At 56.1% G+C, this 14,640-nt stretch carries 13 protein-coding genes; 4 read left to right on the plus strand and 9 right to left on the minus strand.

The window, feature by feature from the left end; genetic code table 11:
* Nucleotides 1-46: 46 nt before the first annotated feature.
* Complete coding sequence (locus E6C51_RS10590; RefSeq protein ID WP_190235917.1) at nucleotides 47-877, minus strand: aldo/keto reductase; 831 nt, start codon at nucleotides 875-877, stop codon at nucleotides 47-49.
* Nucleotides 878-1,034: 157 nt separating this feature from the next.
* On the minus strand, nucleotides 1,035-1,583 hold the full coding sequence (locus tag E6C51_RS10595) for a L,D-transpeptidase family protein (RefSeq protein WP_190236031.1): 549 nt from the start codon (nucleotides 1,581-1,583) through the stop codon (nucleotides 1,035-1,037).
* 177 nt (nucleotides 1,584-1,760) lie between these two features.
* Here E6C51_RS10595 and E6C51_RS10600 point away from each other — a divergent pair, with 177 nt between their 5' ends.
* Both E6C51_RS10600 and E6C51_RS10605 read left to right on the plus strand, forming a co-directional pair.
* Nucleotides 1,761-2,444 (plus strand): response regulator transcription factor, encoded by a 684-nt coding sequence (locus tag E6C51_RS10600; protein ID WP_146934284.1) that lies wholly within the window; start codon nucleotides 1,761-1,763, stop codon nucleotides 2,442-2,444.
* A gap of 88 nt (nucleotides 2,445-2,532) precedes the next feature.
* Nucleotides 2,533-2,988, plus strand: a complete 456-nt coding sequence (locus E6C51_RS10605) for a cyclic nucleotide-binding domain-containing protein (protein ID WP_190235918.1) — start codon at nucleotides 2,533-2,535, stop codon at nucleotides 2,986-2,988.
* Here the strand turns inward: E6C51_RS10605 and E6C51_RS10610 are convergent.
* From E6C51_RS10610 to tesB, 6 genes are all read right to left on the minus strand, one after another.
* Nucleotides 2,985-3,788, minus strand: a complete 804-nt coding sequence (locus E6C51_RS10610) for an exodeoxyribonuclease III (protein WP_190235919.1) — start codon at nucleotides 3,786-3,788, stop codon at nucleotides 2,985-2,987. The two genes, E6C51_RS10605 and E6C51_RS10610, sit on opposite strands and share 4 nt — an antisense overlap.
* 137 nt (nucleotides 3,789-3,925) lie before the next feature.
* Complete coding sequence (locus tag E6C51_RS10615; RefSeq protein WP_146934274.1) at nucleotides 3,926-4,594, minus strand: outer membrane lipoprotein carrier protein LolA; 669 nt, start codon at nucleotides 4,592-4,594, stop codon at nucleotides 3,926-3,928.
* 101 nt (nucleotides 4,595-4,695) lie between these two features.
* On the minus strand, nucleotides 4,696-7,332 hold the full coding sequence (locus E6C51_RS10620) for an FtsK/SpoIIIE family DNA translocase (RefSeq protein ID WP_190235920.1): 2,637 nt from the start codon (nucleotides 7,330-7,332) through the stop codon (nucleotides 4,696-4,698).
* Nucleotides 7,333-7,569: 237 nt separating this feature from the next.
* The gene (locus E6C51_RS10625) at nucleotides 7,570-8,931 is read right to left on the minus strand and encodes an ammonium transporter (protein WP_146934268.1); all 1,362 of its coding nucleotides are present in this window, start codon (nucleotides 8,929-8,931) and stop codon (nucleotides 7,570-7,572) included.
* Nucleotides 8,932-8,959: 28 nt separating this feature from the next.
* Nucleotides 8,960-9,310, minus strand: coding sequence for a P-II family nitrogen regulator (locus E6C51_RS10630; RefSeq protein WP_186827746.1), 351 nt, complete (start codon nucleotides 9,308-9,310; stop codon nucleotides 8,960-8,962).
* A gap of 215 nt (nucleotides 9,311-9,525) precedes the next feature.
* Complete coding sequence (tesB, locus tag E6C51_RS10635; RefSeq protein ID WP_190235921.1) at nucleotides 9,526-10,410, minus strand: acyl-CoA thioesterase II; 885 nt, start codon at nucleotides 10,408-10,410, stop codon at nucleotides 9,526-9,528.
* A gap of 86 nt (nucleotides 10,411-10,496) precedes the next feature.
* Here tesB and E6C51_RS10640 point away from each other — a divergent pair, with 86 nt between their 5' ends.
* Both E6C51_RS10640 and E6C51_RS10645 read left to right on the plus strand, forming a co-directional pair.
* Nucleotides 10,497-11,711 carry a ubiquinone biosynthesis hydroxylase gene (locus E6C51_RS10640; protein WP_190235922.1) on the plus strand — a complete coding sequence of 405 codons (1,215 nt, stop codon included), beginning with the start codon at nucleotides 10,497-10,499 and terminating at the stop codon, nucleotides 11,709-11,711.
* A gap of 236 nt (nucleotides 11,712-11,947) precedes the next feature.
* Nucleotides 11,948-12,805 (plus strand): RNA polymerase factor sigma-32, encoded by an 858-nt coding sequence (locus tag E6C51_RS10645; RefSeq protein ID WP_146934254.1) that lies wholly within the window; start codon nucleotides 11,948-11,950, stop codon nucleotides 12,803-12,805.
* Between the two features lie 99 nt (nucleotides 12,806-12,904).
* Here the strand turns inward: E6C51_RS10645 and E6C51_RS10650 are convergent, their stop codons facing one another.
* Complete coding sequence (locus E6C51_RS10650) at nucleotides 12,905-14,434, minus strand: M48 family metalloprotease (protein ID WP_407920796.1); 1,530 nt, start codon at nucleotides 14,432-14,434, stop codon at nucleotides 12,905-12,907.
* Nucleotides 14,435-14,640 lie beyond the last annotated feature (206 nt).

Here is a 14,640-nt window from a genome sequence, read left to right on the forward strand (position 1 = left end):
CTCTCGGGCCGCCTTATTCATTTCTTAACCAATGATTCACGTGAAATCAAAAATCAGCCGTCATTGGATCGGGACCGATGCGCGCACCAGCGCTGTCCAGCTTGGCAATTTCTGCCATATCGTCCTGATCCAGCGTGAAATCGAACACTTTGAAATTCTCTTCAATGCGCGATGGGGTGACGGATTTCGGGATCACCACCAAACCACTGTCGATATGCCAGCGAATGATCACCTGTGCAGCCGTGCGGCCATGCTTTGCGGCAATTTTGCCAATCACGGCATGATCCAGCAGCTTACCCTGCCCCAATGGGCTCCACGACTGGGTGATGATCTTGTGCTTGTCGTGGAAAGCGCGCGCTTCCTTTTGCTGAAAATCCGGGTGCAGCTCGATCTGATTGATCACGGGCGTCACGCCGGTCTCGGCAACAATCTGTTCGATATGCGCAGGATAGAAGTTTGACACGCCAATCGAGCGCACACGACCCTCTTCCTTCAGCTTGATAAAGGCCTTCCATGTATCAACAAACAAGCCCTTTTTCGGCGCTGGCCAATGAATGAGATAGAGGTCGACATAATCGGTGCCAAGGCGCTTCAGGCTGGCATCGAAGGCTTTTAGAGTTGAATCATAGCCCTGTTCCGAGTTCCACAGCTTGGTGGTGAGGAAAATATCCGATCGAGCCACACCGGACGCTTGCAGGCCCTTGCCGACACCCTCTTCATTGTCATAGATCGCCGCCGTATCGACGTGGCGATAGCCAGCATCCAGCGCCGCTTTCACCGCCGTTGTGGCTTCATTGTTGGGGGTCTGCCAAACGCCAAGGCCAACCTGCGGAATGCGATTGCCGTCGTGAAACGTGATATGGGGTTGATGTGCCACGTTAAAATCTCCGGTTTGAAAATCTCTCAAACGGTTGCGCGGCATAGAAGCGGGCAGAAGTCCGCAACCGAAGCGCAACACGCCGCATCAGAACAATGCGAACCCTATAGATAGGGCTCAATCCGGCGTTTACCAATCCAAACGACACAGAACGTGATTACAGCACCGTGACCGTGGTGGCGCGCGACAGAGAGGGCAACAAGCGGCGCATATCCGCCGGACTGATGGCAATACAGCCTTCGGTGGGGCTATAATCCGGCTTGGCAATGTGGAAAAAAATCGCCGAGCCACAACCGCGCCGCCTTGATGTGATGTTCCAATCCATCACCAGACAGACATCATAGAGCCGGTCTTTGCGGGTCATGCTCTCATGGCTGGGCTTAAACGGGGCCTTGACCAACCGATTATAGGCGGGATGCTTTGGAGCATCGCACCACAGCATGTTTTCGCGGATCGACACCATTGGCAGGCGTGTCTTCAGCGCGCCCAGCTTATCGGCCCGAAAAAAGCCGCTCAGCAGGCCCATGGTGGCGCGGGGTGTGGCTCCATCACCCTCGCGTTTTAGGCTGGTCACGCCACTGCGGCCAATCGCGGCCTGGAAACGCAAGGGACCAGCCTGCACAATGGCGCGGGTTTTATGCCCCGGTTTGCGGCGAACAACGATGCGCGTGATGCCTCTTTTGGCTTTGATGGGTGCATTGATCATTGTGTTCACGCGTTTTTGCTTAAAGTGGGACTTTTATTGTCCTGCGGAGTGATTAGGTAAGGCGCTGTAACACTTTTAATCTGCTGCATAATTTTCGCCTTAAATCGATTCCGATTTAAGAAATTATGCAGTAAGCTGCAAGGCGACTGTCTTGCAAGATGCACGGAGAATAGTGGAATGGCTGCCCGGACGATCCTTCTGGTCGATGACGACGACGATCTGCGCGAAACGCTGGTAGAACAGCTTTCTCTCTATGAGGAATTCTCCATTCAGCAGGAATCCAACGCGACCAAGGGTGTGCAAACAGCCCGCAATGGTCAGGTGGACCTGATGATCATGGATGTCGGCCTGCCGGACATGGATGGTCGCGAGGCGGTCAAACTGCTGCGCAAGGGCGGCTTCAAGGCCCCAGTGATCATGCTCACCGGCCATGACACCGATTCCGACACCATTTTGGGTCTGGAAGCCGGTGCCAATGACTATGTCACCAAGCCGTTCAAATTCGCCGTGCTCCTGGCCCGTATTCGTGCACAGCTGCGCCAGCATGAGCAGAGCGAAGACGCCACGTTCACCGTTGGGCCTTACGTGTTCAAGCCCAGCCAGAAGCTGCTGACCACTGAGGACGGCAAGAAAATCCGCCTGACCGAAAAAGAAGCGGCCATTATTCGCTATCTCTACCGCGCCGGCCAAAAAGTGGTCACCCGCGATGTGCTGCTTGAAGAAGTCTGGGGATACAACTCCGGTGTGACCACTCACACGCTGGAAACCCATGTCTATCGTCTGCGCCAGAAGATAGAACGGGACCCATCCAATGCTGAAATTCTGGTAACAGAAAACGGCGGCTATAAAATCATCCCATAGAGCATCTGGCCATGCTCTCGATTGTTTTGTTTTTGTTTGTCAGGAAAAGCAGGCTTTTGCTGGCAAACTCCAACTCGGAGCATTTCCCATGGCGCTCAGCGATGACATGCAATTGCTGTCCGTTTTGCCCCTCTTTCACGGGCTGGAGCAAGACGAGCTGCGGCTGATTGCCTTTGGAGCCGAGCATCGCACCGTGGGGCCGGGCCAGATCCTGTTTCGAGAACGCTCCCCGGCCGAATGCGCCTATGTGGTGGTGCGAGGCCAGTTTGAACTCTCCGTTGTTGGCCGTGATGGCCAGCCGAAAGTTGTCACAACGGTTGGCCCCGGCACCATGCTGTCTGAGCTAGCCATGGCAACCATGGTGGAGCGCAAATATACTGCTGTTGCCCTTGATGACACCGAGGTGATGCGCATTCCTCGCCAGTTGTTTCACCGCCTGCTGGAAGAATACCCAAGGCTGGCAGGCATCATGCAAGACCGCATTCGCCAGAACCTGATGGCTCTGGCCAGCGGTGCAAAAGGCATGGAAGAGCGGTTCCGTTAAAAATCGAAATGTACGGTCACCGGCACATGGTCGGATGGTTTTTCCCAGCCGCGGGCTTCGCGCAAAACATCAATGCTCTTCAACGCAGGCCGCAGGTCTGGTGATGACCAGATATGGTCGAGCCGCCGCCCCTTGTCGGCCGCATCCCAATCCTTGGCGCGGTAGCTCCACCATGTATAGAGTTTTTGCGATGGATCGACCAGTTCGCGCATCAGGTCCACCCAGCCGCCTTTCTGGATCACCTCCAGCAGGCCTTCGGTTTCCACCGGCGTGTGGCTAACGATTTTCAACAGCGCCTTATGCGACCACACATCATGCTCAAGCGGGGCAATGTTGAGATCGCCCACCAGAATGGCGGAGGTCTCAGGCTCGGCGGTTGCCGAAAGCAATTTCATTTCCTCGACAAAATCGAGCTTATGGCCGAATTTCGGGTTGATTTCGCGGTTTGGCTCATCACCACCGGCGGGCACGTAGAAATTATGTACGCGAATGCGCCGACCACCCACTTCAAACAGCGCCGAGATATGGCGACTATCGCCCACACCGCAATAATCCTGCCGGTAATCTTCAATCAGCGGCAGTTTTGAAGCAATTGCGACGCCGTGATAGCCCTTTTGGCCGTGCACCAGCACATAGGGATAGCCAAGCGCCTGCACCGCTTCCATCGGGAATTCGTGGTTCTGGCATTTGATTTCCTGCAAGCACAGAATATCCGGCTGGTAAGCCGTCACGAACTGCTCGACAATCGGCATGCGCAGCCGCACCGAGTTGATGTTCCAGGTGGAGAGGGAAAAAGCCATGGCCAAAACAATCCTTTTGCGCGCGCATACTGCAAAGCTGATAGTTCGGTTTAGGCAATGGGGGCAGCCTTGAACAGCAAAAAGGCGCAAAGCTTACCAAGCCCGCGCCTTTTCCACATCAAGCAGTGATCAACAGCTTAACCGCCGCGCTTGTTGATCTCGTCATAGGGAACCTGAAACACCTTATCGTCGAAATTCACGCCCTGCTGCACGTTGAAAATCATCACCGACGTGTCTTTTCCTTGCGCGTCGGTCACCGTCCACTGACGCAACTCAAAGGTTTTGGGGTCAAACATCAGCGTGATTGTCTGGTCGCCAAAAATCGACTTGTCACCCAGCACGATGGTGGTCAGATCCTGCTCTTCCTTCACCTGCCGCACCATTTGATGGCCGAGATCAATGCGATCGGACAGCAACAGGCTTAGAGGCGTCTTCGACAGAGGATAAACATCCCATGTCTTCATTTTCATATTGCCGATTGCCACATTGCGGCCATCGGAAATCACCCGCATGGGAGACGGCTGCTCGTAATTGAACCGCAGTTTGCCGGGACGCTCCAGATAGAATTTTCCAGCCGTCTGATCGCCACGCGGACCAAATTGCACAAATTCGCCCATCATGGTTTTCACCGAGGCAAAGTGATCGGCAATCTTTTGCGCTGTGCTGCTGTTGGCTTGGGCAAACACAGGCGAACCAGATGCCAAAGTGGCGGCAACAGCAGCCGAAAGGCCCAGAAAGCCACGGCGGTTGAAACAGGAAGAGCCAGCCGCAGCGGCTTGTTTTTCACGCATTCTATTCTCCTTCATCACCGCAACAGTGATGTATCAACACGGCATCATAATGACGCACACACCATCGTGATCGCTTGGCTTTAACAGCGTATATGTCACGATCTATGGTCCGATTATTATCTTTCAATGATGTCGGCTTCGGTCGGCACCAGAATTTCGCGCTTGCCGGCATGATTGGCCGGGCCGATGATGCCTTCTTGCTCCATGCGCTCAATCAACGAAGCGGCGCGGTTATAGCCAATGCCCAGTCTGCGCTGAACGTAAGAGGTCGAGGCCTTGCCATCGCGCAGCACCACAGCCACCGCCTGATCGTAAGGATCATCGGATGCGGCCAGATTGCCGGTGCCAGCCGGGCCGCCGCCCTCTTCATCCTCATCGTCAATGGTGACAGCATCGAGATAATCCGGCGCACCCTGGGTTTTGAGGTAGGCGACAATGTCTTCCACCTCGTTATCCGACACAAATGGGCCGTGCACACGCTGAATGCGCCCGCCACCAGCCATGTAAAGCATATCACCCATGCCCAGAAGCTGTTCTGCCCCCTGCTCACCCAAAATGGTGCGGCTGTCGATCTTGGACGTGACCTGAAACGAGATACGGGTCGGGAAATTGGCCTTGATGGTACCGGTGATCACATCCACCGATGGGCGCTGCGTTGCCATGATCACGTGGATGCCCGCCGCACGCGCCATTTGCGCCAAGCGCTGCACGGCCCCTTCAATATCCTTGCCCGCCACCATCATCAGGTCGGCCATTTCGTCGATAATCACCACGATGTAAGGCATGGGCTGAAGATCGAATTTTTCGGTCTCATACATGGCTTCGCCGGTTTGACGATCAAAGCCAGTCTGCACGGTGCGGGTCAGCACCTCACCCTTTTCAATCGCCTGTTCAACGCGGCTGTTAAAGCCGTCAATATTGCGCACGCCGATCTTGGACATTTTCTTGTAGCGCTCTTCCATCTCGCGCACGGTCCATTTCAAGGCAACCACCGCCTTTTTCGGATCGGTCACGACAGGCGAGAGCAGATGCGGAATGCCATCATAGATCGACAATTCCAGCATTTTCGGATCAATCATGATCAGACGGCATTTTTCCGGCGGCAGACGATAGACCAGCGACAGGATCATGGTGTTGATCGCCACCGATTTGCCCGAACCCGTGGTACCCGCCACCAGCAAATGCGGCATCTTGGCCAGATCGGCAATCACCGGCTCACCGCCAATGGTTTTGCCCAGCGCCATCGGCAGCTTGGCCTTGGAGCCATCAAAATCGCGACTGCTGATCATTTCGCGCAAATAGACTGTTTCGCGCGTGCGATTTGGCAGCTCAATGCCAATGGCATTGCGGCCCGGCACAACAGCCACACGCGCGGCAATGGCGCTCATGGAGCGGGCAATATCATCGGCCAGACCAATCACGCGCGAGGATTTGATGCCCGGCGCTGGCTCCAGCTCATAGAGGGTGACGACCGGGCCGGGACGCACTTCGATAATCTCGCCCTTGACGCCAAAGTCTTCCAAAACACCTTCCAGCAGACGGGCATTTTGCTCCAATTGGTCAGCAGACAGAGTGACATCCTTGGTGACGCCACGCGGTGGTTCGATCAACAATTGCACGGATGGTAGCTGGAAGCCACGATTGTTGCGCGGACCAACCGGGGCCGCAGGCACAACACGCGGCCGCTCGGAGCGTGCCGGACCGCGACGCCCCGAAGGTTGCGGGGCGAGATCCTCGTCGTCATCATCAAACAGAATGTCATCCGATGCGCGGCCTCTTCCCTTCAGGTCAAAAGGTGGCTGATCCTGCTCATCGTCGAAGCTCACAGGTGGCGCTGCAATCTTGCGGCGTACATTGGCGGGCGTAAACGAAGGCTCGGCACGAAGCCCACCCATAAGCGGCTCATTGCCGTGGCCTGCCAATTCGTCGTCGTTAAAGTCATAAGGCTGTTCAAAATCCGCCGTCTCACGGCCTTTGGGCTTGAGACCCGCCAAACGGCGAATGCGGGCATTGCCGGTATACCAGGCGTGGGCAACACTGCCAGCAATCAGGGCAAAAGGTCCAACGCGGTCATCGTCTTCCTCAATCTCATCCTCATCCTTGCGGGCCTTGGCCACGGATGTCCGCGCCGATTTGGCACGCGCCGCGAGAATATCATCCTCGGCATCGTCATCCTCCGAATTGCCAACGATGCCCGCTGCAAACAGCATGAACCACAGCATCGGGCCAGCCAGTATACAGCCAATCGCCATTGCAAATGTGCCGGTGGGATAGGCCCCGACAAACAGCGCAGGAAAGCGCAAAATCATATCGCCAATGACACCACCGATACCATTGGGAATTGGCCATGTGGCAGGCGGCGGAAAACAGCCAAACACCGCAGCCCCCACAACGGCACCAGCACCCCAGGCAGCAAGGCGGCGCGGCAGACGTGTGATTTTGCGACCGGAAATCAACGACAGCGCCCAAGCCAACACAGGCAGCAAGGCGGCGACCGAGGCCAGGCCAAAAAACTGCATGGAAAGATCGGCAAACACCGCACCGGGATAGCCAAGAATATTGGTGGGTGCGCGATCTGTGGCATAGGAAAAGCTGGGATCGTCGATATTCCAGGTGGAAAGTGCCGCAACGGCAGCGACCAGACCCAGAAACACGCCAAACCCAATCAGCACCATAAACTGCCTGATGAGAAAACCGACCACGACGGATCGGGGCGTTCTCTCTTCCAATGCTGCCAGCGTGGTTCTGCTCATACCTGTTCGCCTGCCAGTACAATTGAGACAAAGGGGCAAACCGGACGAATCAGTCAGATACGATCCGGTCTTCTAACGGCACACCGTAGCCGATGCGAAGTTAATGCTCCTTTAACCATGGAGAATTCGTGGCCAAAAGCGCCCGAAAACAACAAAAAGCCCGGCGCAAACCGGGCTTTCAAGACGATTGAAGATGATCATAAGGGTCGCGACGCGCGGGCGCGGCCCTGAAATCTCTTAGTTGTGGTAAGCAGCTTCGCCATGAGAAGCGAGGTCGAGACCTTCACGCTCAGCTTCCACAGGCACGCGCAGACCCACAATCATGTCCACAATCTTGTAGAGAATGAAGGAAACGATGCCGGTCCATGCGATGGTGATGACCACAGCCTGAATCTGAACCATGACCTGATGGCCCATGGTAACACCTTCCGCATAGCCGACACCACCGAGCGATGCGCTTGCGAAAATACCGGTGGCAATCGCACCAAACATACCGCCAACGCCATGTACGCCAAACACGTCAGCCGTATCGTCGTAGCCGAACTTGTTCTTCACAACCGATACGAAGAAGTAGCACAGCGGCGACACGATAACGCCCAGAACAATCGCGCCCATGGGGCCAACGATACCAGCCGCAGGCGTGACAGCCACCAGACCGGCAACCATGCCCGATGCGGCACCCAGCATGGATGCCTTGCCGCGGGTAAACGATTCAACCACGCACCACGACAGGGTTGCAGCAGCCGTTGCCACAAAGGTGTTGACGGTCGCAATCATCGCACCGCCAGAGGCTTCGAGGTTGGAGCCGGCATTGAAGCCGAACCAGCCGAACCACAGCATGGCAGCGCCGATATAGGTCATGGTCATGGAGTGCGGAGCCATCATGTCCTTGCCGTAGCCGGTGCGCTTGCCAACGAGAATGGCACCGACCAGGCCAGCAACACCGGCGTTGATGTGAACAACCGTGCCGCCTGCAAAGTCAAGTGCGCCCAATTTGAAGAGATAGCCATTGCTGTCCCAAACCATGTGCGCAATCGGGAAGTACACGACGCTGACCCAGAGGAATGTAAACAGAATCACGGCCGAGAACTTGATGCGCTCGGCAAAGGCACCAATGATCAGGGCTGGCGTAATCGCCGCAAAGGTCATCTGGAACAGCATGAAGATGTATTCAGGGATAACGACGCCCTTGGTAAAGGTCGCAGCCGTGGATGCAGGCGTAACGCCCGAAAGGAACATCTTGGCAAAGCCGCCGAAGAAAGGACTTTCGCTGCCGCCAAACGCAAAGGAATAGCCGTAGATAACCCAGATGATCATGACCATGCAGGCAATGACGGTGCACTGCATCAGCACGGACAGCATGTTCTTGGCGCGCACCAGACCGCCGTAGAACAGGCCGAGACCTGGAACCACCATGAACAACACCAACAGCGTGGAGATGAACATGAACGCTGTATCGCCCTTATCAGGTGCGGCAGCAGCAGCGGCTGTTGCAGCAGCAGGTGCCGCATCCTGCGCAAAAGCTACGACCGGTGCCAACAGCGCTGCCGATGCAGCACCAAGGCTGGCGGCCCGGGATGTAAATTTGGAAAATGACATAGAAATGAACTCCCCTTGACGGCCGATCTTACAAGGCTTCGGTGTCTGTTTCGCCGGTACGGATACGCACAGCCTGATCAATCGAGTAGACAAAAATCTTGCCATCGCCGATCTGGCCGGTCTTGGCAGCCGATGCGATTGCCTCAACAGCCTTTTCAGCAATGTCGGATGACACAGCGACTTCAATTTTCAGCTTTGGCAAAAAGCTGACAGCATATTCTGTCCCGCGATAGATCTCAGTATGCCCCTTCTGACGCCCGTAGCCCTTCACTTCGGTTACGGTCAGGCCCTGTATACCGACGGCTGTCAGTGCCTCACGCACTTCGTCCAGCTTGAACGGCTTGATAATGGCCATCACAATCTTCATCTGGCTTCCCATCCTCTGGTTTATCCTCGGCTTGACACCGATCTCCTTGCCGCTGGCCAGCGTCTGCCAGCAGCGACTGTCATCTTACATTCAAACATCGTGCCAGTTTGAAATGGCACAATAACCTATTGAAAAGTAAAGATGATCACGGAGAAGATTAAGAAAGCGGCAAATGATTGGGCAATATTCCTGCATTTTTTGTGCAATTGCACAAAAATGCATAAAAATTAATCATCTGCTCTTTTGCGAATCAAACCTTCCTGGGCAACCGAGGCAATCAACTGGCCAGATCGCGTATAAAGTGAGCCACGGCTCATGCCGCGCCCGCCGGAGGTGCTGGGACTGTCCTGGCTGTAGAGCATCCAGTCATCCAGCTGTGAGGGGCGGTGAAACCACATGGCGTGATCAAGGCTCGCCGCCTGAATGCGCCGATCGAAAATCGACATGCCATGAGCATAGAGCGAAACATCCAGAAGCGTCATATCGGAAAGATAGGCCAGCACGGCGGCCTGCAAACCACGATCGTTCGGCACAGGGCCGGTCAGCCGCACCCAGATATCCGAGGTGGGCTCGAGTTTTTCGCTCGACATATAATGCGTGAAGGATGTGGGGCGAAATTCCACAGGGCGCTCCCGTCCCCAGTATTTTTTGACCGATTCCGGCGCTTGCGCCAGAAACATCTGCCGAAAATCGGCCTCCGCCATCAGCTTTTCCGGCGGCACAACGGTGGGCATATCGACCTGATGATCAAGCCCCTCCTCGTCATATTGAAAAGATGCCGACATGGAGAAAATGGCTTTGCCGTGCTGGATGGCCACAACCCGGCGCGTGGCAAAGCTTGCCCCATCGCGAATGCGCTCCACCTCATAGACAATCGGCACCGCCGGATCGCCGGGCCGCATGAAATAAGCATGCAGGGAGTGAATATGACGATTGGCCTCCACGCAGCGCTGCGCTGCCACCAGTGCCTGCGCAATGACCTGCCCACCAAACACCCGCTGCCAGCCCACCTGCGGGCTTGTGCCGCGAAACAGATTGACCTCCAGCACTTCGAGATCAAGCGTCTCAAGCAATTGCTCCATAGGCGTGGTGGAAAGTTCTGACTGCGTCATTTTGGAAAAGCCCCGGTGGTAGGAAGATGCATTGAAGTGATCTATATAGATGATCAGAAGCAAGACAATGTGCAAGGAATTGAGCGATGGCGGATATGATTGTGGTTGGCGGCGGCTATGTTGGCCTCTCAGCAGCGCTCGCGGTCAAGCTGGCAGCACCGCACCTTGATATTCAGGTGATCGAGGCTGCCCCGCAAGACCAGTGGAAGCGTGATCCCCGCGCCTCCGCCATCATTTCGGCCGCCACAAAAATGCTGTCGGTGTTTGGGGTGTGGGATGAGATTGCCCCGCAATCGCAACCCATCAACAAAATGATCATCACCGATTCGAAAGCCAATGACCCGGTGCGGCCAGTATTTCTGACCTTTGACGGCACCGTAGAGGACGGCGAGCCCTTTGCCCATATGGTACCCAATGTCGCCATGGTCGGTGCCTTGCTGAAGGCGGCGGAAAAAGCAGGCATTCCGATCCACAATGACGTGCGGGCCACCGGTTTTTCCAACAGCGGCCATCAGGCCGACATCACCCTTTCCAATGGCACGACATTGAGCGCGCGACTGGTTGTGGCCTGTGATGGTGTGCGCTCACGCATTCGCGATATGGCGGGCATCAAAACCGTTACCTGGGCCTATGGGCAGTCGGGCATTGTCACCACGGTTGAGCATGAGCGCCCGCATGAAGGGGTGGCAGAAGAACATTTTCTGCCCGCAGGCCCTTTTGCCATTTTGCCACTGACCGGCAATCGCTCGTCGCTGGTATGGACAGAGCGCACAGAAGATGCGGATCGGCTGGTGGCCTCGGATGATCTGGTGTTTGACACCGAGCTGGAGCGCCGCTTTGGTCACAAGCTGGGTGCCATTCGCGCGTCAAGCGACCGTCGCGCCTTTCCGCTCGGCCTCACCTTAGCACGCGCCTTTGTGGCACCGAGGCTGGCGCTGGCAGGCGATGCCGCCCACGGCATTCACCCGATCTCGGGCCAGGGGCTTAACCTCGGCTTCAAGGATGTGGCCGCCCTCGCGGAAACCATCGTCGAGGCGGATCGTCTGGGCCTCGACATCGGCACCATTCATGTGCTGGAGCGCTACCAGACCTGGCGGCGGTTTGACACCTTCCGCATGGGCGTGACCACTGATGTGCTGAACCGGCTGTTCTCCAACGACGTGATGCCGCTGCGCATCGCCCGTGATTTTGGCCTCGGTCTGGTGGACCGCCTGCCGAAGCTGAAAAACTATTTCATCGCGGAGGCTGCGGGAACCAATGTCGCCAACAACCCTAAACTGCTGACAGGGCAGGCAATTTAGCATTTTTCTCGACACCGCTTGACCAATTCGGGCGCTGCTCCATATTAGGTATAAACCCTCCTTCCATTGGCTTCGCCAAAAAATCTGCGTGCGTCGGGGAACATTCTGTCTCCCGGCGTGTTTACCTTGCCATAAGGGTTCGGTGATCCAATCGGCACTCAGGGGCGTAGATCACCACGGATGCTCATTAAACTGATTTCGATCAAGGCGCTTTTGCTGCCCGAATGGAGGTTGTCGTGGATTCTGTGCAAGCTGACAAAAAGTTCATCAAAACCGCTATGGCTGCGCCCTATCTGGAGCGCGCCGAAGAACGTGATCTGGCCGTTCGCTGGAAAGACTGCAACGATCAGAACGCCCGTAATCAGATTGCCATGTCGCATATGCGGCTTGTCATTGCCATGGCCTCCAAGTTCCGTGGCTTTGGTCTGCCGCTCAGCGACCTCATTCAAGAAGGCTATATAGGGCTGTTGGAAGCGGCGGCAAGGTTTGAACCGGAAAGAGAATTTCGTTTTTCAACTTATGCCGGATGGTGGATCCGCGCATCCATGCAGGATTACATCCTGCGCAACTGGTCGATTGTGCGCGGCGGTACAAGCTCTGCGCAAAAATCATTGTTTTTCAACCTGCGCCGCCTGCGCGCAAAGCTTGCCCAAGGCGACCAACGCCTGACGGATCAGGCGATCCACGCCGAAATTGCCGCAGCCGTTGGCGTGAGCATCTCTGACGTGCAATCCATGGATGCCCGCCTGTCCGGCAACGATACATCGTTGAACGCTCCAATCTCAACCGCTGGCGATGATGGTGCCGAGCGTCTGGATATGCTGGTAAGCGATGCACCCACGCCGGATGAGCAGGTCACCGATATGATTGATACGGAACGTCGTCTGGACTGGCTGAAAGGCGCGATGCGCAACCTCAACCAGCGCGAAACCCGCATTATCCGCGCCCGTCGCCTCTCGGACAATGGGGCCACGCTGGAAGAGCTGGGCTCGGAGCTGGGTATTTCCAAGGAGCGGGTGCGCCAGATTGAAACCCGCGCCATGGAAAAGCTCAAAGTGGCACTGGTGGAAACCAATCCGCAAATGGTGGCGTGAGCCTCCTGCCAGCTGACCTTCCTGGGAGTTCCCTCGCTCTCACAATAAAGCTGCGTAGCCTATCCGCTGCGCGGCTTTTTTGATGTGCAGACCACAGACCTATTCCGAGATGATCTTAACCCGGCTGCCCACCGCAGGGGATTGCCCGGCTGGCAGCGCATTCAACACCTTGAACAGTTCCAGCTTGCGATCTGTGCCCATCATGCGGGCTGATAGCGTGGCCAGCGTATCTGATGGGCCAACGGTGACCACGCGAACCCGGAGAGGCTTGAGGCTTTTGGCCTCTTCCGGCGTAATGCGGCGGAAGGTGCTGCGCAGGACATTTGCGGTCGGCTCCAGCTGATCGCTGCCCTTTGGCACGGCGGTGAGAAACCGGAAGATCTGATCCCCCAACCGCACCACTGTCACATCAAAATCCCACCGATCGGCGGAGGCGCGGGCCGTTGCTGCGTCCATGCCGTCGATCTTGATGGCACGAATAGTGTCAGGCAACAGGCCCGTAACCCAGCCGCTGGAGATATAATTGGTCAGGCTGCGGCTGGTGGTATCGGCCACACCATCAAAGCGCACGGCAATATCGCCGGGGCCTGTGGCCATGACCGCTTCGACCTTATTGTCAATCTGGAAGCCCTCGGGCACATCAAAGCGAATGCCAAGACCGGTATGCAAGAAGGTATGGCCACGCACATAGCCTTCCTGCGGGCTATCGCCATAGAGCAAGCCATCAATGCCATCGAGAAAATAATCACGGCCCCGATCCCCGGTCGAGCCTTCGGGGCCAAAAGCGCGGGCGTGATCACGGGCAAGCTCAACCCGCTGCGGCGTGCTGGGATGGCTGGACAGGAAGTCCATGCTTTGATCCGCATTGGGATCAGACGAATTATAATGCTGATAGGCCGCCATGGAATCCAGAAAACGCGCGGCCGCATAGGGATCATAGCCCGCCTCGCCCAAGGAGCGCACGCCAATGGTATCCGCCTGCAATTCCTGCTGACGCGAAAAGGCCGCAAGACGCATCTTGCCTCTGGCCAGCGCCTGCTTGCCTGCCAGATCGCTCGACAACACTTCTGCCACCACCCGGCTGGCAATCACCTCGGCCTCTTCGCGGCGCTGGCGCTCTATGCCGTGATTGGCGGTGACATGGGCCATTTCATGAGACAGAACCGCTGCCACTTCCGACGCATCATTGGCCAGCGCCAACAGGCCGCGTGTCACATAGAGATAGCCACCCGGCAGAGCAAAGGCGTTGATATTGGGCGAATTGAGAATGGTGATTCGATAGGATTGCTGCGGATTTTCCGACACAGCCGTCAGTGCGCCAGCAATTTTTGCCACCAGCCGCTCGGTCTTGGCATCGTGATATTCGCCGCCATAGCTTGCCAGAATGCGTGGATGCTCCCGTGCCCCCATCTGCGCCCGCGGATCATCCTTTTGAACTTCCTTGACAATTTGCGGTGACGACGACGGCGCGACATTGGCCTGATAGGATTGCTCAAAAATAGACTGGCAACCGGCAAGCGACAGAACGGCAAGCACGGAAAAGCCCGCACTGAGCCTGCGCACAGCGGTTTCATGACGAGACGGTCTGTTCAAACAAATCGACGTTCTCGCGGTCCTCTTACAAAGCATCCTAAAAACTTGCGGGTCCCCTACTTGCTCTCACCTGCCCCGACTGTGGCCAATCGGGAATCTTACGATTTCATTCACAATACTTAACAGCACATTATCGATTTCGATAAAACTGCACACTGCACAAGATCGTTAATTTGGATAAGAAAATATTAATGCTCGCATTGTTTTGTGCATTGCGACGCAAAGACAGATGGCGATCACTT

It is taken from the genome of Gillisella terrae (assembly GCF_004801395.1).
GTDB classification, from domain to species: Bacteria; Pseudomonadota; Alphaproteobacteria; order Rhizobiales; family Rhizobiaceae; genus Allorhizobium; species Allorhizobium terrae.